The sequence below is a fragment of the Pseudomonas sp. 1928-m genome, assembly GCF_029269135.1.
Taxonomy (GTDB): Bacteria; Pseudomonadota; Gammaproteobacteria; order Pseudomonadales; family Pseudomonadaceae; genus Aquipseudomonas.
The window spans coordinates 190,432-212,048 of sequence record NZ_JARIXO010000004.1; the positions used below are offsets into that span (position 1 = coordinate 190,432).

Here is a 21,617-nt window from a genome sequence, read left to right on the forward strand (position 1 = left end):
CTGGCCTGCTTTAACTGGCGTAGTCGAAACGCTTGGCCAGCAGCAACAGCAGTTGCTCAAGGGCCAGGCCGACCAGGCCGACGATGATGATGGCGATCAGGATGTGTTCGACGTTGAGGTTGTTCCACTCATCCCACACCCAGAAACCCAGGCCGGTGCCGCCGGTGAGCATCTCGGCGGCGACGATCACCAGCCAGGCCACACCAATGGCCAGGCGGATGCCGGTCATCAGGTGCGGCAATACGGCAGGAAACAGAATGCGCGTAAGTACTTTGAACTCCGACAGCTTGAGCACCCGCGCCACGTTCAGGTAATCCTGCGGCACGCTGGCCACGCCAGCAGCGGTGTTGAGGATGATCGGCCAGATCGAGCTGATAAAAATCACCCAGATCGAGGCAGGGCCTGCTGCTTCGAACACCAGCAGACCAATCGGTAGCCAGGCCAGCGGCGACACTGGACGCAGCAGGCTGATGATCGGCGAGAGCATGCCGGCGAGAAAGGCAAAGCGGCCGATGGCAAAGCCCAGTGGAATGCCCACCAGCGCCGCCAAGCCAAAGCCGATACCGACGCGGCCTAGCGAATGCAGGATGTTCCAGCCGATGCCCATGTCATTCGGGCCGTTGTCATAGAAGGGGTTGGCAAACAGCTCCAGCGCTGCAGCCCAGGTACTGACCGGGCCAGGCAGGCCCTCGCTCTTGGTCGCAATCAGCGCCCACACGCCGATAAACAGCAGGATGCCGAGCAATGGCGGCACAACCGCCTTGAGCAGGCTGGTCAGCGCCGCCACGCCTGGCAGAACCAGGCGTGGCGCTTTGCTGATCGGCGCAGCTAACGGCAATGGGGTTTTCAGTGGTGCGTTCATCACGAACCTCCCAATCAGGCTTTAATCGCAAAGGAGTTGGCGTAGGCCGCCGGGTCGGAGCCATTCCACACGTTGCCGTCGATCAGCGTGCTGCTGCGCAGCGAGCTGGCCGGCACAGGGATGTTCAGCGCACTGGCGGCTTCCTTGAACAGCGCCACCTGATTGACCCCGGCGGCGACGGCGGCGTAGTTCGGGTCTTCCTTGATCAGGCCCCAGCGTTTGAACTGGGTCATAAACCACATGCCGTCGGAGTGATACGGAAAGTTCACTGTGCCGTCCTTGCAGAAGGCCATGGCGTGGTCATCTTTCCAGCTGTTGCCCAGGCCGTCCTCGTAGTGGCTGAGGAAGCGCGGCTCGATCACCTTGACCGGCGCATTGACGTAAGCCTTGCCGGAAATCAGCTTGGCCGTGCTCTTGCGGTTTTCCTCGCTGGCCTCGATAAACTGACTGGCTTCCAGCACCGCCATGATCAGCGCACGTGCCGCGTTGGGGTATTGCTCGATAAAGGCGCGGGTGGTGCCGAGGACCTTTTCCGGGTGATCCGGCCAGATCTGCTGGGTAGTGACGGCGGTGAAGCCAATTTTGTCGGCAATCGCCCGCGCGCCCCAAGGCTCGCCGACGCAGAAACCGTCCATATTGCCGACACGCATATTGGCGACCATCTGTGGTGGCGGCACGACGATGGTTTTTACATCGCTCATCGGGTTGATGCCCAGGCTCGCCAGCCAGTAATACAGCCACATGGCGTGGGTGCCGGTGGGGAAGGTCTGGGCGAAGGTCAGCGGGTTGCCGCCTTTTTTCACATGCTCGGCCAGTTGTGCGCCGTTGGTGACGCCCGCTTCCTTGAGCTGTTTGGAGAGGGTGATGGCCTGGCCGTTCTGGTTCAGGCCCATCAGCACGGCCATATCCTTCTGCGGCCCGGCGATACCCAGTTGTGCGCCGTACATCATGCCGTACAGCACGTGGGCGGCATCCAGCTCGCCGGTATTCAGCTTGTCGCGCACACCGGCCCAGGAGGCTTCCTTGCTTGGGGTGATGGTCAGGCCGTATTTCTCGCCAAAGCCCTGAGTAGCGGCGACTACTACCGATGCGCAGTCGGTCAACGGAATAAAGCCGACTTTCAGCGCCGCCTTTTCTGGCGCATCGGAACCGGCGGCCCAAGCCACGCTACGCAGCGAGGCGGGCGCGCTAAGGCCAAGGGCGGCGACACCGCCGACGGTGCCGGCTACGGCAATCGAGGTTTTCAGGAAATTACGGCGGCTGTGCAGGCTTGGGTGCTTCGAATCACGATCAGTCATAGGTCTGTCCTTTCTGGCCGATAAACCGGCTGAAACAAAAAACGGCGTACGCCAGGCCACCTCGAGGAGGGGGCCTGACGGACGCCGTTGTCCGTGATCCGCGGCTCACCGCCATTGGTGGGCTGCGCAGGAATCTTGTGAGGGCAATTGCAAGGGGCTTGCCAGTTTTGCTGCAGCACCACAGTTAGCCGCTGTCGTGGCGCGCTGAAGACGGCTCGAACGAGCCTTAGGTTGGCAGGCTTAAGCGCTATAAATCATAGGCTTAAGCGCAGTATTGAATGTTGGCTAGAGCAGAGTTTTCTTGCCGTAGCAGTGCGCCATGCCGCAGATCAGCAGCGCTCTCAGCCAGCTTATTGAGCCAATGCTGTGCATGGCCGAACTGCGGTTGAGCGCTTTTGCTTCGCCTTGGTGCTGGGCGAGTCCAGGTGTTGATGCGTGTCAGTGGCCTAGCGCGACAGCGTTTTGCCCTGGGCTTCCTCGACAAACTCCTTGAGCCAGCGCAGCACCTCCACCGCCTCCCAGCGTGAGGGGTCGAACATGGCATAGGCCAGGCCCTGATAGCCGACCACATCCAGCTGACGGTGATAGCCGGCGCGCTGCAGCAAAGCTTCGATCTCGGCAAAACAGGTGTTGAAGTGCACCCGGGAAAACGGCGTCTTGCCCTCGGTAACGATGCCTTCAAGCTGCAATTCATTGACGGTGGCCCGGACTTTGTCCAGGTGCATGCGGTTTACGCTGTGTTTCAGCTGCAGTACGTCGAGCATCTGGGTACTCCTGTTAACGCCTTGTATGGGCCCGTTAGCCGGGCTGAACGGTTGGCTGGATGGCATGACCAAGGGTAATCGAAAAATACTGTACAAATAAACAGTATTCGATAATAGTAAGCCCAAGGCCCTAACCGGCACCTACTCGATCACTCGCGCCATCTGCCCGCAAAGCCAATGGCCACAGGCACTGCAGAGGAGTCACTAACAATGCAACAGATGCTGATGACAATTGTGCTGTTGGGTCTTATGGCCGGTTGTGCGCAACCGCAGCTTGATCAACCGAGGGTCAATGGCACCTACCTGGTGATCGAGAACGGGCAGGCTTGGGCGGTGCTGGTATCTGACGGCAAACGCGTGGAAGAGCAAGGCACGGTGGTGGATGTGATCAGATTGCCGAGCGAGGATTCTGCCGTGGCAGCCAGTTATGTGATCGAAACGGCCAATTGCGGCCGTGTGCAGTGGCTGAGCGAGCGCTCGGATGCGGCGGATGGCATGACCAACCTGATGTCGCTGCACAGCAATAATCAACTGGGGCAGAGCGGCTGCGTAATTGCTGATGGTCTTACCCGGGTTTGGACGGTGTTGGATTACTCCGGCTGAAACTAAAGAGGGCACCCTAAGGTGCCCTCTGTTTGTTTACTCGTCGGCCTTGGCCTTCTTGCCGGGTAACAGGCCATCGGCGCGGAACATCGTTTTGATCCCGCGAATCGCCTGACGGGTGCGATCCTGGTTTTCGATCAGGGCAAAGCGCACATGGTCATCGCCGTAGTCGCCGAAGCCAATGCCCGGGGAGACGCAGACCTTGGCCTCCAGCAGCAGCTTCTTGGCGAATTCCAACGAGCCGAGTGCGGCGTACTGCTCGGGAATCTTCGCCCAGACATACATCGAGGCTTTCGGGTTTTCGACCATCCAGCCCAGCTCGTGCAGGCCTTTAACCAGCAGATTGCGGCGTTGGCGGTATTGCTCGGCGATATCGCGCACGCATTGCTGATCACCTTCCAGCGCGGCAATCGCCGCCACCTGCAGAGGGGTAAAGGTGCCGTAGTCGTGGTAGCTCTTGATCCGTGCCAGGGCGCTGACCAGCTCTTTGTTGCCGACCATAAAGCCGATTCGCCAGCCGGCCATGTTGTAACTCTTGGACAGGGTGAAGAACTCCACCGCGATATCCTTGGCGCCGGGCACCTGCATGATCGACGGGGCTTTCCAGCCGTCATAGACGATATCGGCGTAGGCCAGGTCGTGAATCACCAGCACATCGTATTGCTTGGCCAGGGCCACCACGCGCTCGAAGAAGTCCAGCTCCACGCACTGCGCGGTGGGGTTGGAGGGGAAGCCGAGGATCATCATTTTCGGCTTGGGGATCGACTCGCGAATTGCCCGCTCCAGCTCGGCGAAAAAGTCCACGCCGGGAATCAGCGGCACCGAACGCACTTGGGCGCCGGCGATCACCGCGCCGTAGATATGAATCGGGTAGCTGGGGTTGGGCACCAGTACGGTGTCGCCATGGTCCAGGGTGGCCAGCATCAAGTGCGCCAGACCTTCCTTGGAGCCGATGGTGACGATGGCTTCGCTTTCCGGATCAATCTCGACCTCGTAGCGGTCCTTGTACCAGCGCGAAATGGCGCGGCGCAGGCGCGGAATGCCGCGTGAGGTGGAGTAGCCGTGGGTGTCTTCACGCTGGGCGACCTGCACCAGCTTCTCGACGATATGCGGCGGGGTGGGGCCATCCGGGTTGCCCATACTGAAGTCGATAATGTCTTCGCCACGGCGACGCGCGGCCATCTTCAGCTCGGCGGTGATATTGAAAACGTAGGGGGGGAGTCGATCAATGCGCGCAAAGCGGCGCGAAGCTTGGTCAGCCATGCTTTCCTCGGATACGTAAGCGCCCGGAACCGTCCGAGCGACGTTGGCCAGTGCGCTGGCCAGGCGGCGAAGATAAGCGGGGCGCAGTGGTCCTGTCTAGAGCAGTTGCCGTGAAACTCGGCAGTACAGCCGTAGGTTGGTAGGTCGTAGCCCGGATGCAATCCGGGGGCGCAATCCCCGGATTGCATCCGGGCTACAGGCGCGGTGGTTAGCCGCCGAGCATGTCGTGCATGGCGATGATCTGTTCGGCCACCTGCGCGAGCTTCTGCTGACGGCTCATGGCCTGACGACGCATCAGGGTGTAGGCCTGTTCCTCGTCGCAGCTTTTCATCTTCATCAGCAGGCCCTTGGCCAATTCGATGCGCTTGCGCTCGGCCAGCTGGGCATCGCGTGCCTGCAGTTGTGCACGCAGGGCCTGGTCGCTCTCGAAGCGGGCCATGGCCACGTCGAGAATCGGCTGCAGGCGCTGGGCGTGAATGCCTTCGACGATATAGGCACTGACGCCGCTCTGAATCGCCTGACGCATCACGCCGGGGTCGTGCTCGTCGGTGAACATGACAATCGGCCGCGGCTGATCGCGGCTGACCAGCACCACCTGTTCCATCACGTCGCGGCTCGGCGATTCGGTGTCGATCAGGATTACATCGGGGCGTACCGCCTCGACCCGCTCCGGCAAGTCGATGGTCAATCCGGATTCGTCGATTACCTCGAAACCGGCCTCGGTCAGGGCGGTTTTCAGGCGGCCGACCTTCTTTGCGGTGTCGTTGATCAGCAGGATGCGCAGCATGTTAGCGGCTCTCCTGTTGGGCGCTGAGGGGCGCATCGGCCAGGGCATGCAGGGAAAAACTGCGCGCGTAACCGGCCGGGTCGCTGCCATCCCAGATCTGTCCATCAAGCAACTGGCTGCTGCGCATCTCGCTGGGTACGGCGATGCCGAGGGCCAAGGCGGCCTGACGGTAGAGGTCGAGTTGCTGCACCTGGCGGGCAATAGCCAGGTAGTCTGGGTCTTCGCGCAGCAGGCCCCAGCGGCGGAACTGGGTCATAAACCACATGCCGTCGGATAGGTAGGGCTGGTTGACCGCGCCGCCCGCGTGAAACCGCAGCGGATGGGCGTCCTGCCACGCGTGGCCGAGGCCGTCCTGATACTGGCCGAGAAAGCGCGGCTGGATGGCCGACAGCGGCGCGTCGACATACTCGCTGCCGCTGAGCAGTTGCGCGGTGCTGCGCTGGTTTTCTTCGCTCTCATCGATAAACCGGCTGGCCTCCAGCACCGCCATGATCAAAGCGCGAGCGCTGTTGGGGTGCTGTTCGGCAAATTCACGGGTGCAGCCCAGGACTTTCTCCGGGTGATCGGGCCAGATCGCCTGGCTGGTGGTCAGGGTGCAGCCCATCTGTTCATCCACTGCCTGGGCGCTCCAGGGCTCGCCGACGCAGAAGCCGTCGATACGCCGGGCCTTGAGGTGGGCGAGCATCTGCGGTGGTGGCACTACAACGCTGTCGACATCGCTCAGCGGGTGAATGCCCTGGCTGGCCAGCCAGTAATTCAGCCACATGGCGTGGGTGCCGGTGGGGAAGGTCTGGGCGAAAGTCAGTTTTGCGCCAGACTGGTGCGCACGCTGCGCCAATGCGCTGCCAGTGCTCACGCCTGCGGCTTGCAAGGCGGGCGACAGGTTGATGCTCTGGCCGTTCTGGTTCAGGCCCATCAGCACCGCCATATCGGTGGCTGGCGCACCGCCCAGGCCGAGCTGCACGCCATAAATCAGCCCGTAGAGGCTATGGGCGGCGTCCAGCTCACCGCTCAGCAGTTTGTCGCGCAAGGTGGCCCAGGAGGCCTGGCGCTGCAGGTTGAGGGTCAGTCCATGCTTCTCAGCGAAGCCCTGGGTGGCGGCCACGATGACCGATGCAGCGTCTGTGAGGGCCATAAAGCCGATATTCAGTACCGGTTTTTCCGGCGTATCGCTGCGGCTGATGTCGTGCTCATTCATGGTGCGTTTCCTGTGCCCACACAAAAAGGTGCCGTACCAAACGCCGACTTCAGTCTGCGATCAGAACGACACCATTGTCTATTTCAGCCATTTCCGCCGTTGGAAAGGCCTGATGGCTTAAGCCAGAGCAAGGTATATGCCATCTGTCTGCGAGCTAGTACGACGGAAAAGAAAAAGCCCCGCACTAGGCGGGGCTTTCTTGTTGCGGGTAACGCTTAGACCTGAACAGCAGGGATCTGGGCGTTTGCAGCAGCTTCACGGAACTCGGCGATCTGGTCGAAACTCAGGTAGCGGTAAACGTCCGCTGCCATGGTGTCGATTTTCTTCGCGTAGACCATGTATTCCTCAACAGTCGGCAGCTTGCCGGTGATGGCCGCAACAGCCGCCAGCTCGGCCGAGGCCAGGTAGACGTTGGCACCATCGCCCAGACGGTTGGGGAAGTTACGGGTGGAGGTCGACACCACGGTGGAGTTCGCCTCAACGCGTGCCTGGTTACCCATGCACAGCGAGCAGCCCGGCATTTCCATGCGCGCGCCGGCTTTGCCGTAGATGCCGTAGTAGCCTTCTTCGGTCAGTTGATGCTGGTCCATCTTGGTCGGCGGCGACAGCCACAGACGAGTCGGCAGGGTGCCTTCGACTTTTTCCAGCAACTTACCAGCCGCGCGGAAGTGACCGATGTTGGTCATGCACGAACCGATAAACACTTCGTCGATCTTCTCGCCCTGAACGCTGGACAGCAGACGAGCGTCGTCTGGATCGTTCGGTGCGCAGAGAACCGGCTCGTTGATCTCGGCCAGGTCGATTTCGATGATTTCGGCGTACTCGGCGTCCTTGTCGGCTTCCATCAGCTTCGGATCGGCCAGCCAGGCTTCCATCGCTTGAGCGCGACGTTCCATGGTGCGGGCATCGCCGTAGCCTTCGCTGATCATCCAGCGCAGCAGGGTGATGTTCGAACGCAGGTACTCGGCGATGGCCTTTTCCGGCAGCTTGATGGTGCAACCAGCGGCGGAACGCTCGGCCGAGGCGTCGGACAGCTCGAAAGCCTGCTCAACGGTCAGCTCGTCCAGCCCTTCGATCTCGAGGATGCGGCCGGAGAAGATGTTCTTCTTGCCTTTCTTCTCGACGGTCAGCAGGCCTTTCTGGATGGCCACGTAAGGGATGGCATGCACCAGGTCACGCAGGGTGATGCCCGGTTGCAGTTTGCCCTTGAAGCGCACCAGTACCGACTCCGGCATATCCAGCGGCATTACGCCAGTGGCAGCGGCGAAGGCAACCAGGCCAGAACCGGCCGGGAAGGAAATGCCGATTGGGAAACGGGTGTGCGAGTCGCCACCGGTGCCGACGGTATCCGGCAGCAGCATGCGGTTCAGCCAGCTGTGGATGATGCCGTCGCCAGGACGCAGGGACACGCCGCCACGGGTGCGGATGAAATCCGGCAGGGTGTGGTGGGTGGTGACGTCGATTGGCTTCGGATAAGCCGCGGTGTGGCAGAACGACTGCATCACCAGGTCAGCGGAGAAGCCCAGGCAAGCCAGGTCTTTCAGCTCGTCGCGGGTCATCGGGCCAGTGGTGTCCTGGGAGCCGACGGTGGTCATCTTCGGTTCGCAGTAGGTGCCTGGACGCACGCCTTTGCCTTCTGGCAGGCCGCACGCCTTGCCGACCATCTTCTGCGCCAGGGTGAAACCCTTGGTGCTGGCAGCAGGTGGCTCAGGCAGCTTGAACAGGTCGGTTGGGCCCAGGCCCAGTTCGGCGCGCGCTTTCTCGGTCAGACCGCGACCGATGATCAGCGGAATACGGCCGCCAGCGCGGACTTCGTCGAGCAGTACTGGGGTCTTCATTTCGAAGGTGGTCAGTACTTCGTCGGTGCCGTGCTTGCAGACTTTGCCAGCATGCGGGTACAGGTCGATCACGTCGCCCATGTGCATGTTGGAAACGTCGAATTCGATTGGCAGAGCGCCGGCATCTTCCATGGTGTTGTAGAAGATCGGAGCAATCTTGCTGCCGAAGCAGAAACCACCAGCGCGCTTGTTCGGCACGTTAGGGATGTCGTCGCCGAAGAACCACAGCACCGAGTTGGTGGCGGATTTACGCGAGGAACCGGTACCGACTACGTCACCGACGTAAGCGATTGGGAAGCCTTGGCCGCGCATGGCTTCGATCTGCTTCATCGGGCCGGTTACGCCTTGCTCGTCCGGCACGATGCCGTCACGGGCCATTTTCAACATGGCCAGGGCGTGCAGCGGGATATCCGGACGCGACCAGGCGTCTGGAGCCGGGGACAGGTCGTCGGTGTTGGTTTCGCCGGTGACCTTGAACACGCGCAGGCTGATCTTGTCGGCCAGAGTCGGGCGGTTCTTGAACCACTCGCCGTCAGCCCAGGATTGCAGTACGCCTTTGGCGTGAACGTTGCCGTTCTTAGCTTTTTCAGCGACGTCGTGGAAAGCGTCGAACATCAGCAGGGTGTGCTTCAGTTGCTCGGCAGTCACGGCAGCCAGTTCGCTGTCGTCGAGCAGCTCAACCAGGGTGGCAATGTTGTAGCCGCCCTGCATGGTGCCGAGCAGTTCAACAGCGTGTTGCTTGCTGATCAGTGGGGAAGTGACTTCGCCTTTGGCAAGGGCAGAGAGGAAACCGGCCTTAACGTAGGCGGCTTCGTCGACGCCTGGCGGCACGCGGTTGGTGATCAGGTCGAGCAGAAAAGCTTCTTCGCCGGCTGGCGGGTTTTTCAGCAGCTCGATCAGGCCTGCGGTTTGTTCGGCGTTCAGCGGCTGGGGCACGATACCCTGAGCGGCACGCTCTGCTACATGTTTGCGATAGGCTTCAAGCACAGTTATTACCCTCATCAGTGGTCCCAAAGGGTTGTCCGGGACGCGATCCAGAAAGCAACAAACCAGGCGCTTCGTGGCTTTATGGGCCGCTCAGCCGAGGTTGCGCTGCTTTCTTGCAGAAGCTGTTTTCAAAGTTTTACGCCGGCAGGACGGGCTGGATGAGGGCTGGTGCAGACACTTGAAGGGTGGCTCAAGGGTCGGCACCAACATCGAACCTGCAGGATTGACTGTGCTCGTGACGCTTTGAAAACAGCTTCCAACGGACGTTGCTGCCTCTAAAAGGCCGGCCGATTCTACTGGAAAGCTTTGAATAAGTTAAGCCAAAGGCCCCGCTTATATAGGGGTGATCTGCCTTAGACAAAGGGCTAAGATGCCAGCCTGTCCGCCAGTACCCATGCCTTTCGTTATGTCCAACCAACGTATCAAAACCCCTTGTGTCGGCCTGTGCTCCACGGTTTACGGCGATTTGGTCTGCCGTGGCTGCAAGCGCTTCCACCATGAGGTGATCAACTGGAACGGCTATAACGACGAGGAAAAACGCGCCGTATGGCTGCGCCTGGAGGTGCTGTTGGTGCAGGTGATGGCCGCTAAGTTGGAAGTTTTCGATGCCGATCGCCTGCGCATGCAGCTGGAACAGCGCAAGATCCGCTTTGTGCCGCAGCAATCGCCGTATTGCTGGGCCTATCAGCTGATTGCCCGTGGCGCGCGGGTGATCAGTCAGCTGAATGCCTATGGCATGGTGCTGTTGCCGGAGTTTCGCGACTGGGGCCTGCCGGAATTGCGCGATGCGATTGATCGCGAATTCTTTCTGCTGTCCGAAGCGCACTACGAGCGCTATATCGCGCCGCGCTTTCTGCTTGAAGGGCTTGAGATAAGAGTCTGAAGCCATCTTGCAAATGAAAAGCCGCCTATCCAGGCGGCTTTTTGTTGCGCGGCAGTCGGGTTAGCGCTGGGCGACCAGTTCTTCCAGATGGGCGATGATGTCATCCGGCTTGAGTACCAGAATGTCGCTTTCCAGCGAGTCGAGAATCACCTCGGCGGTATTGCCGATCAGTGCGCCAGAAATCCCGGTGCGCGCCACGGTGCCGATCACCGTCACGCCAGCATTGAGCCGGTGCGCAGCCTGAGGGATCAGCACGTCGGCCGGGCCTTCGGCGATATGCAGGCGCTCATCGCTGATCTCGTATTCAGCCTGGAAGGCCTTGCATTGCTCGCGGTAGCGCGCCTCGATGGTTTCCTTGAGCTGGAAGGTCGGATCGGCAGCCGAAAGCATCGGCGCCGGGTGAGCGCTGATCACATGCAGTTCGGCCTTGGCCAGGGCGGCAATATCAAAGCCATGGCTGACGATACTGGTGTGCAGGGTGCGGTGCTCGCTGTCGGCATTACCTACATCAACCGCCGCGAGGATGGCGGTGCCCGCCCAGGATTTTTCGGTTTTTACCATCAGCACCGGCGCCGGGCAGTAGCGCAGAAGTTTCCAGTCATCGGGGGTGAGCAGGGCTTTTTTCAGTGGGTTGTCGGGGAAGTGCTGCTTGACCACCAGGCCGCAGCCTTCGGCCTGTTGCACGTTGATGATGGTCTGGTGTTGATTTTCATCCCAGGCCTGTTGGCTGGAGGTGCTGAACCCTTCGCTGTTGAGCAAGCCGGTAAGATCGCGCAGGTAGCCGGTGTGATCACTTTTCCTGTCGCAGACCAGCAGGTGCAGGTGCGATTGGGTGACGCCGGCAATCAGTTTGGCGCGTTTGAGGGCCAGGTCTTCCGTGTGATTGGGCTCCATCACCACCAGAATGCTGCGAATAGCTTGCATGATCATCTCCATGTGCAGTCGGTTGTACTGTTTATCACTATAGATCGCTGCCACTGGCTTGGTGCTTGACCGGCGTCAATCGAGTGGCTGTTCGCGTGTTCATTCGTATAATGGCGGCCCTGCAGCCGCACCACTCAAGCCCGCCCATTTTTGTGAATTTATGTATCTGTTAGCCGAAATCGATCATTTGCTGCGTTGCGCCACTCTTCACTCCGGTTATAGCCCGATGTTGAGTGTGCGCCGATGAACCTGCCGGAAATCCACGAGTTTCTCGGCTGCCGCACGCCGGATGCCTGGATCACTGCGGCCCTGGCTGATCAACAGACCCTGCTGATTGATCATAAGAACTGCGAGTTCAAGGCTGCCAGCACGGCCCTGAGCCTGATGGCCAAGTACAGCACCTATGTTGATTTGCTCAACGCCATGTCGCGCCTGGCCCGTGAGGAGCTGGTGCACCATGAGCAGGTGCTGCGCATCATGAAGCGCCGCAAGATCGGCCTGCGCCCGGTATCGGCGGCGCGCTACGCCTCGGGTCTGCGCAAGGTGGTGCGTACCCACGAGCCGCACAAACTGGTGGATACCCTGGTGGTCGGTGCGTTTATCGAGGCGCGCAGCTGCGAGCGATTCGAGGCGCTGGTGCCGCATCTGGATGAAGAGCTGGGCAAGTTCTACTTCGGCTTGCTGAAAAGCGAAGCGCGGCATTTTCAGAACTATCTGAAGCTGGCTTATCAGTACGGCGAGGCGCGTGACGTAGACCAGGCCATCGAGCGGGTGAGGGCGGCGGAGCGCGAGCTGATCGAGTCGCCGGACACTGAGTTTCGCTTTCACAGCGGTGTGCCGCCGCTCTAAAGCAAAAAAGCGCCCAATCGGGCGCTTTTTTGTAGGCGAGTGTGCGGTGCTTACTGCTGCACTTTCAGATCCAGCGACAGGTCGCGCGCGGCCTTGRTGGCCAGCACACCCATCAGCTGGCTGATTTCGTCCTGACGGCTGCTGGCGCCATCGCTACCGCCCCCCATCATCACGCTCGGCACCGGCGCCTGGGCGGCGGCTTCGGCCCAGACCTTGTTGATCGCGATCAGCGCATCGAGCTTGGGTTGCAGCGCGCCGTCGGCCTTGATCACCGCTTCACGGGCGTGGGCTTCAGCATCAGCGGTGATCTTCGTCGCATCGGCGGTGATCGCCGCTTTATCGCGCAGCAGTTCGGCGGTCTGTTTWTCGATCTCAGCGCGGCCTTTCTCACGCTCGGCGTTGATGATCGCCAGTTGCTTCTCGGTTTCCGCCTGGGTGGTGCGTTCGATCTGGTCGCGCAGGGTTTCCTGGCGACGTGMTTCTACTTCTTTCTCACCGCGGGCGGTCACCAGTAGCTTCTCTTCCTCTTCCTTCAGGCGGTTCTGCCGCGCGACGGCCAGCTCAGCCAGGGCTTGCTGCACCTTGACCATGCGCTGCTTGTACTGCGGGTTGGGGTCGACGTTGGTGATGCGCGCCTCGACCACTTCGACGCCGTATTTGCGGAACTGCTGCTGCTTGCGCACCGGAATGCCCTTGCTGTCCATGACCTTCTCGGTGATGAACTGGCTGACATTGTTATCGCCGAACGCGCCCTGTTCGGTGCCGGCTTGCAGAATCGCGGTCTGGCTCGGCTGATGGCCGCGCGGGCCGCGGATTTCCTTGCGCTTGATCAGGTACAGGCCATCATTCAGCTGGTTTTCGAACTCGGCGGCGAACTCGCTGCGTGCACCGGCATAGAAGTCGTCGGCGCTCATCAGCGAGGCGGTGGCCTGCAGGGTTTCCTTGATGGCCGGCACCAGGGCGGTCTTGATGAAGTTTTCCGGGTTGCGGTATTCCTGGGCGATTTTCAGGAACTGCTCACCCGCCGGCAGGCGGAAACGCGCCGAGGACTCGACCTTGGCGTCGACGTTACCGAGAAATACGATGGGGAAGGCTTCAATGGTCGCGCCGAGCGAGTCGTTGTCGCTGCTGTCGTCGATGGCCAGAGCTTCGGTGAGCACCGATTGCACGCTCAGGGCCTTCTTCCAGGCGGTGGCGCGGCCGAACCATTTGGTGGCGTAGCCAACGTCGTCGACCACTTTCTCTTCACCGAAGATGGTGCGCACGTGGGTGGCAAAACCGGCTTCGTTATAGAAGAACACGCTGTTGAAGGTGACGAAGCTCACCGCAACCAGTGCGGCCGGTGCGATGGCGTATTTAAGAAGGTGTTCCTTGCTGAGCAGCATGGTCGGTCCCTGATGGCGTTTTGAGGTCGCCGATGCTGATGATCGGCGAATCGTCCGTCAAGTGGGGGCACTCAGCGCTTTGTGCGCGGCGTCAAAGTTTTATGCAGGAGCAAGATCGAAGGCGCTTTGCTGCAAGCCTTGACGGTCTGCCTGCAGTGCCCAGCCCTGTTTGTCCCAGTCGCCCAGCACGATGCGCTGCGCTGTTTGGCCGTTGACCTGCAGATCGTGGGTGGCGGGGCGATGGGTGTGGCCGTGAATCAGCGTGCGTACGCCGTGCTCGGCCATGATGCGCGGCACTTCGTCCGGGGTTACGTCGACAATCTCGCTGGCTTTCATCCGCGTCTGCGTGCGGCTTTCATTGCGCAGCTTGCGCGCCAGCTTTTGCCGGGTGCTCAGCGGCAGGTTACGCAGGATAAACAGCGACAGTGGGTTGCGCAGCCAGCGGCGCAGCTTCATATAGCTCGTATCCCGCGTGCACAGGCTGTCGCCATGCATGAGCAGCACGCGCTGGCCATTCAGTTCGATCACGCTAGGGTCGGGGAGCAGGGTGCAGCCGGCTTCGCGGCAGAAGGCTTTGCCGATCAAGAAGTCGCGATTGCCGTGCATCAGGTAGATGCGCGTGCCGCGCTCGCTGAGTTGGCGCAGGGCCTGGGCAATCGAACGTTGAAAGGGGGTAATGGCATCGTCGCCGATCCACACTTCAAAGAAGTCGCCCAGGATATACAGCGCCTGGGCCTGGACCGCGCGGGTTTCGAGAAAATGCAGAAACGCCCGGCTGATGTCCGGGCGCTCCTGTTCAAGATGCAGATCGGAGATCAGTAGAATCACTCAACGATCTCGGCACGCTCGATGATCACGTCATCAACCGGTACATCCTGGTGGCCGGATTTGCTGGTGGTGGCAACGGCCTTGATGGCGTTGACCACGTCCATGCCTTCAACCACTTCACCAAACACCGCATAACCCCAGCCTTGTACGGTTGGTGCGCTGTGGTTAAGGAAGCTGTTGTCACCCACGTTGATAAAGAACTGCGCGGAGGCCGAATGCGGCTCCATGGTACGGGCCATGGCCACGGTGCCGATCTTGTTGGCGACGCCATTGTTAGCTTCGTTCTTGATCGGGGCGCGGGTGGTTTTCTGCTTCATGCCCGGCTCGAAACCGCCGCCCTGGATCATGAAGTTGCTGATCACGCGGTGGAAAACGGTGTTGTCGTAATGGCCTTCTTTAACGTACTGCTTGAAGTTGGCCACGGTTTCCGGGGCTTTGTCTTCGAACAGGTTGAGGGTGATAACGCCGTGGTTGGTGTGCAGCTTGATCATGGAGGTAATCGCTCTGTCGATAAATCCGTGAGCCGCTGAATTTCCAGCAAAGGGCATTGCAGCGGTTCTTGGGCCTGTCAGGGGGTTGACAGCTTCGGCTATGATAAGCGCTTTGTTTTAGTCGGCCTACCCTGTGCCGCGCACCTGCACGATCAAGGACCCCATGAGCAAGCCAGAAACCGTCGCCGCCGCTAACTTTCTTCGTCCCATCGTCCAGGCCGATCTGGATGCCGGCAAGCACGCGAAGATCATTACCCGTTTTCCGCCGGAGCCTAATGGCTACCTGCATATCGGCCACGCCAAGTCGATTTGCCTGAACTTCGGCCTGGCCAAGGAGTTTGGTGGCGAGTGCAACCTGCGCTTTGACGACACCAACCCGGCCAAGGAAGACCAGGAATATATCGACGCGATCAAGAGCGACGTGCAGTGGCTGGGCTTTCAGTGGGCGGGCGAGGAGCGTTACGCCTCCAACTACTTCGACCAACTGCATGCCTGGGCCATCGAGCTGATCAAGGCTGGCAAGGCCTTTGTCTGCGACCTCAACGCCGAAGAAATGCGCGCCTACCGTGGCAATCTGACCGAGCCGGGCAAGAACAGCCCGTTCCGTGAGCGCAGTGTCGAGGAAAACCTTGATCTGTTTGCCCGCATGAAAGCCGGTGAATTCGCTGATGGCGCCCGTTCGCTGCGCGCGAAGATCGACATGACCTCGCCGAACATCAACCTGCGCGACCCGATTCTGTACCGCATTCGCCACGCCCATCACCACCAGACCGGCGACAAATGGTGCATCTACCCGAGCTATGACTTTACCCACGGTCAGTCGGATGCCATCGAAGGCATCACCCACTCGATCTGCACCCTGGAGTTCGAAGATCACCGTCCGCTGTACGAGTGGTTCCTGGCGCAACTGCCAGTGCCGGCGCAGCCGCGTCAGTACGAGTTCGCTCGTCTGAACCTGAACTACACCATCACCAGCAAGCGCAAGCTCAAGCAGTTGGTTGACGAAAACCACGTCAATGGTTGGGACGACCCGCGCATGTCGACCCTGTCGGGCTTCCGTCGCCGTGGTTACACCCCGGCTTCGATCCGCACTTTCTGCGACATGATCGGCGTCAACCGCGCAGGTGGTGTGGTCGATGTCGGCATGCTCGAGTTCGCCATCCGTGATGACCTGGATGCCAACGCGGGCCGCGCCATGTGCGTGCTCAAACCGCTGAAAGTGGTGATCACCAATTACCCGGAAGGCCAGGTCGAGAACCTCGAACTGCCGCGTCATCCCAAGCAGGACATGGGCGTGCGTGTATTGCCGTTCAGCCGCGAGATCTATATCGACGCTGGTGACTTTGAAGAAGTCCCGCCGGACGGCTTCAAACGCCTGATCCCTGGCGGCGAAGCGCGTCTGCGCGGCAGCTACGTGATTCGCGCCGACGAGGCGATCAAGGATGCCGACGGCAATATCGTCGAGCTGCGCTGCAGCTACGACGAAAACACCCTGGGCAAGAACCCTGAAGGCCGTAAGGTCAAGGGCGTGATCCATTGGGTGCCGGCCGCTGAAAGCGTTGAGTGTGAAGTGCGCCTGTACGACCGCCTGTTCCGCTCTGCTAATCCGGAGAAGGACGAAGAAGGCGGCAGCTTCCTCGACAATATCAACCCAGATTCGTTGGTAGTGCTGAAAGGTTGTCGCGCCGAGCCATCCCTGGCCGAAGCCGCACCGGAAGAGCGCTTCCAGTTCGAGCGCGAAGGCTACTTCTGCGCCGACATCAAGGACAGCAAGCCGGGTGCGCCCGTCTTCAACCGTACCGTAACGTTGCGCGATTCCTGGGCCTAAGAGCCAGCCTCGGATCTGCTGCGCGTCAGCGATACTGCGTTAAAAATGGCCTCGGAATGCTCATTTACAGCTAGTAAACTCGCATGCGAGCCCAGTCCGCTTCCTCGGCCATTTTTGCCTTGTCTCGCTCTAGCTCGCGAGATCCGAAACAGGCTCTAGTGCTCAGTCGCTCTGATTAGAACCGGGCCAGTGCGCTGGCCCGTGGTTTTCCAAGGAACTCCGATGCTCTCGATCTACAACACGCTGACCAAAAGCAAAGACGTCTTCAAACCGCTGGTGGGTAACCAGGTGCGCATGTATGTGTGTGGCATGACGGTTTACGACTTCTGTCATATCGGTCATGCGCGGGTGATGGTGGCGTTCGATGTGGTGACTCGCTGGCTGCGCCATCGCGGCTATGACGTGACCTACGTGCGCAATATCACCGACATCGACGACAAGATCATCAAGCGCGCCAACGACAACGGCGAGCCGTTTGAAGCGCTGGTCGAACGCATGATTGCGGCCATGCACGAAGACGAGGCGCGTCTGAATGTCCTGCGTCCGGATCAGGAACCACGTGCCACCGGGCATATCGCCGGCATGCACGAGATGATCCAGACCTTGATCGATAAGGGTTTTGCCTACGCGCCCGGCAATGGCGACGTGTACTACCGCGTTGGCAAGTTTGTCGGTTACGGCAAGCTGTCGCGTAAGAAGATCGAAGACCTGAAGATTGGCGCGCGCATCGAAGTTGATGAAGCCAAGCAGGACCCGCTGGATTTCGTCCTGTGGAAAGGCGTCAAGCCGGGCGAGCCGAGCTGGGAGTCGCCGTGGGGCGCAGGCCGTCCAGGCTGGCATATCGAGTGCTCGGTGATGTCCACCTGCTGCCTGGGTGAGACCTTTGACATTCATGGCGGCGGCCCGGATCTGGTGTTCCCGCACCACGAAAACGAAATCGCGCAGAGCGAGGCGGCCACCGGCAAGCTCTACGCCAACGCCTGGATGCACGCCGGTGCGGTGCGCGTGGATGGCGAGAAGATGTCCAAATCCCTGGGCAACTTCTTCACCATTCGCGAAGTGCTGGAGAAGTACCACCCGGAAGTGGTGCGCTACCTGCTGGTGTCCAGCCACTACCGCAGCCCGATCAACTACTCCGAAGACAGCCTGCGTGAAGCCAAGGGTGCGCTGGAGCGCTTCTATAACGCGCTCAAAGGCCTGCCCGATGCGGCACCGGCTGGCGGTGATGCCTTTGTCGAGCGCTTTGCGGCAGCCATGGATGACGACTTCAACTCGCCGGAAGCTTGCGCCGTATTGTTCGAGCTGGCTCGCGAGATCAACCGCCTGCGTGACAGTGATCTGCAAGCCGCTGCCGGCCTGGCGGCGCGCTTGAAGGAGCTGGCTGGAGTGCTGGGTGTGCTGCAGCTTGAGCCTGAGGCGTTCCTCCAGGCCGGTGCTGCCGGTAAGGTCGATGCTGCCGAGGTTGAAGCCTTGATCGCCGCGCGACTGCAGGCTCGCGCCGAGAAGAACTGGGGCGAGTCCGACCGCATCCGCGATCAGATCACCGCCATGGGGGTGGTGCTGGAAGATGGCAAGGGTGGCACTACCTGGCGTTTGGCTGACTAGCTGCGTTGCTGGAATGAAAAGGCCGCTTCGAGCGGCCTTTTTTATTGCGGTCTGCTAGTTCCACAGCCAGTTCCACAGCCCCGGCAGGCGGGCGTACTGCAGTGGGTCGCCAAGCGCGCGTCTGAGAGCAGCACGTTGCAGAGCATCGCGCTGGCCATAGAACGGCTGTTTATCGGTGGCCAGGCCAACATCTTCGGCCACATCCATCAGGATCTGCAGGTACTCCTGCATATGCCGCGCGGTGTAGGGGTTGAGGTCGTGGAAGGTCACCACCACCGGGATAACCCCATCGACTGCTGGTAAGGCGCCGACGCTGATCTGCTGCGCTGCGCGGGCGAGCTGGTCACGCAGATTGCTGCGCCGGCGCAGGCTGCCATTGATGCCCCAGGTCTTGCCATCGTTGGCACTCAAATCGGTCAGGAGCAAGCGCAGGCCATGTGCCTGGTAGGCGGCGAAGGTGCGTTCGTCGTAGTTCCAGAAGGGGGGGCGCACCAGGCGCGGCGCGGCGCCGCTAATGGCGGTCAGGTCGGCTACGCCATCTTTCAATGATTGATCCAGAGCCGCTGGGCTAAGGAAGCGGTGGTTGGCATGGCCTGGCGTCGCGGTGTGAAAACCCAGCAGATGGCCCTCACGTTGCTGGCGACGCAGCAGCGCTTGCCCTTGCACGCTGCCACCGGCCCCGGCAGCGCGGGTCTGGACAAAGAACAGTGCCTTGATTCCTGACTGGATCGGGTTGTCTGCCAATGTGTTGAGGATCTGCTCAGTTGGGTTATCGCGGGTGCTGGCGCTGGGGCCGTCATCGAAACTCAGGAGAAAGCGTATCGGCTCAATCACGGGGTTGGGTTTAGGCGGCGCAAGGCTGCTGCAGGCGCTCAACAGCAACATGCTGACTAAGGCGCAGGCCAATGGCGTGATTCGCGAAAAAGCGTGTGTGGGAGTTGCGGGGTAACGCATTAGGCTTTGACTCGCGAGGGAAAAGGGCGGGTGCAGTGGAGGCGCAGGATAGAAGGCGGGGCGCGGAGTCTATGCGGCGCWGGTCGCAGTGGGAATCTGTAATGGCGATCTAAGGGGTTCGACCCTATTAGGGCCATATAAGTCCATGGCTGACTAAGACGGCTGAATCAGGCTAAGGCTTACAGCTGCGACAGCCTGTGCTAGCGAGCCGCCAGGCCCACTTCCCGTAGCCGTTTGTACAGCGTGTTGCGGCTGACCCCGAGGTTGCGCGCCAGGTGCGAGATATTGCCGCCGCAGGCCTGGTATTGGCTGGCCAGATCATCCGCGCTGGTGCTGGCCAGCGGTTGCGGCTGGCTGGCGGCTGCTGGCTGCAAATCGGCAAAGAAATCATCCGGTAGGTGTTCGGCGCGGATCTGCTGGTCATCGGCCATGGCCAGGGCAATCTGCAAGACGCTGCTCAGTTGGCGCAGGTTGCCGGGCCACGGGTGACGCTCGAACAGGCTAAGCACTTCATTGCTCAGTCCTGCCCATTGTTGCGGTTCGCGGTGGTAATCCCAGATGCGCTGGACCATGGCGGCCTTGTCGGTGCGTTCGCGCAGCGGCGGTAACTGCAGGTTGAGGCCGCTGATGCGGTAGTAGAGGTCCTGGCGAAACAGCCCGCCTTCCACATCCTGGCGCAGCGGACGGTTGGTGGCCGAGATCAGGCGGATATCCACCGGGTACAGCTCACTGCTGCCCAGCGGTTGGACGCAGCGCTCCTGCAATACCCGCAGCAGGCGGGCCTGCACCCGCAGTGGCATATCCCCGACTTCGTCGAGAAACAACGTGCCTTTGTCGGCCTTGCGGATCAGGCCGATGCTGCCTTTCTGGTTGGCCCCGGTAAACGCGCCCTTTTCATAGCCAAACAACTCGGACTCCACCAGTTCGGCGGGAATGGCCGCGCAGTTGACGGCGATAAATGCCTGGCTGGCGCGCGAGCTGGCGTGATGCAGGGCTTTAACGAAGACTTCTTTGCCGACACCGGTTTCTCCGTGCACCAGGATCGGGATGTTCTTTTCCAGCAGGCGTTCGGCCTGGCGCACGGCTTTATCGACTCGTGGATCGCCGAGGTTAAGCGAGGCGAGGGTGAATGGGGTGCGAGTGGCGTTGGCAGGCGGCTGCTGGGTTTGGCGAAAGTCGCGTGCCTGGATCGGCGCGGGCTGCTGTGGGCGTTTGATCTGCGCGTGAAAACGAAAGCGGCCGCTGGCGCGCAGGTTAAATGGCAGCGCCTCGGGCTGGTTGAGCAGTTGCTGCAGCGGCACGTCGAACAGGCTTTCGATATTCACTTGGGCCAGGCCGACACCAAGCAGGCTGTCGGCGCGGCGATTGGCGGAAACCACCTGGCCTTGCTCATCAAAAATCAGCAACCCAGCCCAGGGGCTGCTGAGGTTGTCCAGGCTGGTGTTAAAGCTCAGCTGGAAGTAGCGCTGCTGGAACAGGTTGAGGATCAGCCGGTTCTCCACCGACTGGCTCATCATCTTGACCATGCCCAGGGTGTGCGAAGGCGGCAGGTAGCTGTCGCTGGACACATCCAGCACCGCGATCATCTGCCGCTGCTCATCAAATATCGGCGAGGCCGAGCCGGTCATAAAACGGTTGGCTTTGAGGAAGTGCTCATCGTGCTGAATGTGGACGGCCTGGGCGCAGCTCAGGGCGGTGCCGATGGCATTGGTGCCGGTATAACGCTCCAGCCAGGTGGCTCCGGCGACAAAGCCGGCGGCGCGGCTCGGTTCGATAAAGCGTTGGTCGCCCCAGGATTGCAGCACCTGGCCCTGATGGTCGGCCAGCATGATCAGGCAATTGGAGTTGGCCAGGATGGTGCCGTAGTAGGGCAGCACTTCTTTATGGGTGGTGTGCACCAGGGCGTGCTGGCTTTCCAGCAGGGCGCTGACTTCGCCGCGCTCTGGCTGGTTGAAGATCGGCGTGCTCTGGTGGGTCAGGCCGTAGTCGCGGCAGCGGGTCCAGGAGTCCTGGATGATGGTCTCGTGGGGCAGGGCAGTGACAGCGTCAGCCATGACAGGTCTCTCGCGCGGGTTCTTGTTGTTATGGGCCACGGTCTGCGCCGGGCCCCTGCAGTGTCGCCGAAGGCTGTTCAATGTCAACGCTGTGACTGTTCAGTTGTTCACTGTGCACTGTTCAAAAGTGTTCAGTGCTGTCTCTGTGTGTTGTTTATGTTTAGCGGTAGTTGTTTTAAATCAATGGTTTGGATGCGTCTCAAAGGGTTGGCACGG

Annotated in this window: 18 protein-coding genes; 5 read left to right on the forward strand and 13 right to left on the reverse strand. The window is 60.7% G+C overall.

Going from position 1 to position 21,617, the window contains the following annotated elements:
• Positions 1-10 precede the first annotated feature (10 nt).
• The 3 genes from ntrB to P3C18_RS14700 all read right to left on the reverse strand — a co-directional run bounded on the left by ntrB (position 11) and on the right by P3C18_RS14700 (position 2,924).
• Entirely contained in the window at positions 11-862 is an 852-nt protein-coding gene (gene ntrB / locus P3C18_RS14690; RefSeq protein WP_275962595.1) for a nitrate ABC transporter permease, read from the reverse strand.
• Positions 863-876: 14 nt separating this feature from the next.
• Positions 877-2,160, reverse strand: a complete 1,284-nt coding sequence (locus P3C18_RS14695; RefSeq protein WP_275962596.1) for a CmpA/NrtA family ABC transporter substrate-binding protein — start codon at positions 2,158-2,160, stop codon at positions 877-879.
• 446 nt (positions 2,161-2,606) lie between these two features.
• Positions 2,607-2,924, reverse strand: a complete 318-nt coding sequence (locus P3C18_RS14700) for a transcriptional regulator (protein ID WP_275962597.1) — start codon at positions 2,922-2,924, stop codon at positions 2,607-2,609.
• A 210-nt stretch (positions 2,925-3,134) separates the two neighbouring features.
• Here P3C18_RS14700 and P3C18_RS14705 point away from each other — a divergent pair, with 210 nt between their 5' ends.
• Positions 3,135-3,527, forward strand: a complete 393-nt coding sequence (locus P3C18_RS14705) for a hypothetical protein (RefSeq protein ID WP_275962598.1) — start codon at positions 3,135-3,137, stop codon at positions 3,525-3,527.
• Between the two features lie 36 nt (positions 3,528-3,563).
• Here P3C18_RS14705 and alaC read toward each other — a convergent pair whose 3' ends face one another.
• From alaC to acnB, 4 genes are all read right to left on the reverse strand, one after another.
• Positions 3,564-4,790 carry an alanine transaminase gene (gene alaC / locus P3C18_RS14710; RefSeq protein ID WP_275962599.1) on the reverse strand — a complete coding sequence of 409 codons (1,227 nt, stop codon included), beginning with the start codon at positions 4,788-4,790 and terminating at the stop codon, positions 3,564-3,566.
• A 208-nt stretch (positions 4,791-4,998) separates the two neighbouring features.
• Positions 4,999-5,577 (reverse strand): ANTAR domain-containing response regulator, encoded by a 579-nt coding sequence (locus P3C18_RS14715; RefSeq protein ID WP_160014173.1) that lies wholly within the window; start codon positions 5,575-5,577, stop codon positions 4,999-5,001.
• A 1-nt stretch (position 5,578) separates the two neighbouring features.
• On the reverse strand, positions 5,579-6,775 hold the full coding sequence (locus P3C18_RS14720) for a CmpA/NrtA family ABC transporter substrate-binding protein (protein ID WP_275962600.1): 1,197 nt from the start codon (positions 6,773-6,775) through the stop codon (positions 5,579-5,581).
• 215 nt (positions 6,776-6,990) lie between these two features.
• Positions 6,991-9,600, reverse strand: a complete 2,610-nt coding sequence (acnB, locus tag P3C18_RS14725) for a bifunctional aconitate hydratase 2/2-methylisocitrate dehydratase (RefSeq protein WP_275962722.1) — start codon at positions 9,598-9,600, stop codon at positions 6,991-6,993.
• A gap of 406 nt (positions 9,601-10,006) precedes the next feature.
• On the opposite strand from acnB, the gene P3C18_RS14730 reads away from it, so the two are divergent.
• On the forward strand, positions 10,007-10,483 hold the full coding sequence (locus tag P3C18_RS14730) for a DUF1289 domain-containing protein (protein WP_275962601.1): 477 nt from the start codon (positions 10,007-10,009) through the stop codon (positions 10,481-10,483).
• Between the two features lie 60 nt (positions 10,484-10,543).
• Here the strand turns inward: P3C18_RS14730 and P3C18_RS14735 are convergent, their stop codons facing one another.
• Entirely contained in the window at positions 10,544-11,407 is an 864-nt protein-coding gene (locus P3C18_RS14735; RefSeq protein WP_275962602.1) for a universal stress protein, read from the reverse strand.
• Positions 11,408-11,650: 243 nt separating this feature from the next.
• Between P3C18_RS14735 and miaE the strand changes: the two genes are divergently transcribed.
• Complete coding sequence (gene miaE / locus P3C18_RS14740) at positions 11,651-12,256, forward strand: tRNA isopentenyl-2-thiomethyl-A-37 hydroxylase MiaE (protein ID WP_275962603.1); 606 nt, start codon at positions 11,651-11,653, stop codon at positions 12,254-12,256.
• Positions 12,257-12,306: 50 nt separating this feature from the next.
• On the opposite strand, the gene P3C18_RS14745 is transcribed toward miaE, so the two are convergent.
• The 3 genes from P3C18_RS14745 to P3C18_RS14755 all read right to left on the reverse strand — a co-directional run bounded on the left by P3C18_RS14745 (position 12,307) and on the right by P3C18_RS14755 (position 14,960).
• Positions 12,307-13,641, reverse strand: a complete 1,335-nt coding sequence (locus P3C18_RS14745) for an SPFH domain-containing protein (RefSeq protein ID WP_275962604.1) — start codon at positions 13,639-13,641, stop codon at positions 12,307-12,309.
• A gap of 99 nt (positions 13,642-13,740) precedes the next feature.
• Entirely contained in the window at positions 13,741-14,469 is a 729-nt protein-coding gene (gene lpxH / locus P3C18_RS14750) for a UDP-2,3-diacylglucosamine diphosphatase (protein WP_275962605.1), read from the reverse strand.
• Positions 14,466-14,960, reverse strand: a complete 495-nt coding sequence (locus P3C18_RS14755; protein WP_275962606.1) for a peptidylprolyl isomerase — start codon at positions 14,958-14,960, stop codon at positions 14,466-14,468. Before P3C18_RS14755 ends, lpxH begins: the two co-directional genes overlap by 4 nt.
• 163 nt (positions 14,961-15,123) lie before the next feature.
• Here P3C18_RS14755 and P3C18_RS14760 point away from each other — a divergent pair, with 163 nt between their 5' ends.
• Positions 15,124-16,788, forward strand: coding sequence for a glutamine--tRNA ligase/YqeY domain fusion protein (locus P3C18_RS14760; RefSeq protein ID WP_275962607.1), 1,665 nt, complete (start codon positions 15,124-15,126; stop codon positions 16,786-16,788).
• Between the two features lie 222 nt (positions 16,789-17,010).
• The gene (cysS, locus tag P3C18_RS14765; protein WP_275962608.1) at positions 17,011-18,393 is read left to right on the forward strand and encodes a cysteine--tRNA ligase; all 1,383 of its coding nucleotides are present in this window, start codon (positions 17,011-17,013) and stop codon (positions 18,391-18,393) included.
• A 54-nt stretch (positions 18,394-18,447) separates the two neighbouring features.
• Here cysS and P3C18_RS14770 read toward each other — a convergent pair whose 3' ends face one another.
• Together P3C18_RS14770 and P3C18_RS14775 are read right to left on the reverse strand one after the other, a co-directional pair.
• Positions 18,448-19,278, reverse strand: a complete 831-nt coding sequence (locus P3C18_RS14770; protein ID WP_275962609.1) for a polysaccharide deacetylase family protein — start codon at positions 19,276-19,278, stop codon at positions 18,448-18,450.
• Between the two features lie 269 nt (positions 19,279-19,547).
• Positions 19,548-21,401, reverse strand: coding sequence for a sigma-54-dependent Fis family transcriptional regulator (locus P3C18_RS14775; protein WP_275962610.1), 1,854 nt, complete (start codon positions 21,399-21,401; stop codon positions 19,548-19,550).
• Positions 21,402-21,617 lie beyond the last annotated feature (216 nt).

Coding starts and splice junctions, on each gene's coding strand:
- P3C18_RS14735 (WP_275962602.1), bottom strand. CDS start 11,407: ATGCAAGCTATTCGCAGCATTCTGGTGGTGATGGAGCCCAATCACACG.
- cysS (WP_275962608.1), top strand. CDS start 17,011: ATGCTCTCGATCTACAACACGCTGACCAAAAGCAAAGACGTCTTCAAA.
- P3C18_RS14695 (WP_275962596.1), bottom strand. CDS start 2,160: ATGACTGATCGTGATTCGAAGCACCCAAGCCTGCACAGCCGCCGTAAT.
- P3C18_RS14730 (WP_275962601.1), top strand. CDS start 10,007: ATGTCCAACCAACGTATCAAAACCCCTTGTGTCGGCCTGTGCTCCACG.
- alaC (WP_275962599.1), bottom strand. CDS start 4,790: ATGGCTGACCAAGCTTCGCGCCGCTTTGCGCGCATTGATCGACTCCCC.
- ntrB (WP_275962595.1), bottom strand. CDS start 862: ATGAACGCACCACTGAAAACCCCATTGCCGTTAGCTGCGCCGATCAGC.
- P3C18_RS14775 (WP_275962610.1), bottom strand. CDS start 21,401: ATGGCTGACGCTGTCACTGCCCTGCCCCACGAGACCATCATCCAGGAC.
- P3C18_RS14715 (WP_160014173.1), bottom strand. CDS start 5,577: ATGCTGCGCATCCTGCTGATCAACGACACCGCAAAGAAGGTCGGCCGC.
- P3C18_RS14760 (WP_275962607.1), top strand. CDS start 15,124: ATGAGCAAGCCAGAAACCGTCGCCGCCGCTAACTTTCTTCGTCCCATC.
- P3C18_RS14720 (WP_275962600.1), bottom strand. CDS start 6,775: ATGAATGAGCACGACATCAGCCGCAGCGATACGCCGGAAAAACCGGTA.
- P3C18_RS14755 (WP_275962606.1), bottom strand. CDS start 14,960: ATGATCAAGCTGCACACCAACCACGGCGTTATCACCCTCAACCTGTTC.
- P3C18_RS14770 (WP_275962609.1), bottom strand. CDS start 19,278: ATGTTGCTGTTGAGCGCCTGCAGCAGCCTTGCGCCGCCTAAACCCAAC.
- miaE (WP_275962603.1), top strand. CDS start 11,651: ATGAACCTGCCGGAAATCCACGAGTTTCTCGGCTGCCGCACGCCGGAT.
- P3C18_RS14700 (WP_275962597.1), bottom strand. CDS start 2,924: ATGCTCGACGTACTGCAGCTGAAACACAGCGTAAACCGCATGCACCTG.
- P3C18_RS14705 (WP_275962598.1), top strand. CDS start 3,135: ATGCAACAGATGCTGATGACAATTGTGCTGTTGGGTCTTATGGCCGGT.